1 pseudogene is annotated in these 324 nt (G+C 69.1%); it reads right to left on the minus strand.

Going from position 1 to position 324, the window contains the following annotated elements:
• A pseudogene (locus tag B8460_RS20585) lies at window positions 1-310 on the minus strand (hypothetical protein); the annotation flags it as partial.
• Window positions 311-324 lie beyond the last annotated feature (14 nt).

Consider the following 324-nt stretch of genomic DNA (forward strand, 5'->3'; position numbering starts at 1 on the left):
CGAGCGTCATCGAGTCCGCCGAACCGCCGGACGGATCAACGAAGGCCACGTAACCCAAACCGCCGCCGGGCGGCAGCTCGCGCGCACCCGACGCGGTGACGGCTTCGACCGCATCGCGCGATATGAACGCCGCTATATCAGAACGGAACTCGGCCCCGAACTCGGCTGCCGCACTGTCCGGGTCGGCGGCATACGCTGCCTCGATCAGCGCCGGGTCTATGGTGGCGTTCATGTCCGCCGTCGAGCCGCGCCACACCAGCACGGGCGCGTCGTCTCGGCCATAGTAGCGTGCGAAGGTGTCGAAGAGCACGCCGCGCCGGGCGT

The sequence above is a fragment of the Acidisphaera rubrifaciens HS-AP3 genome, assembly GCF_000964365.1.
GTDB classification, from domain to species: Bacteria; Pseudomonadota; Alphaproteobacteria; order Acetobacterales; family Acetobacteraceae; genus Acidisphaera; species Acidisphaera rubrifaciens.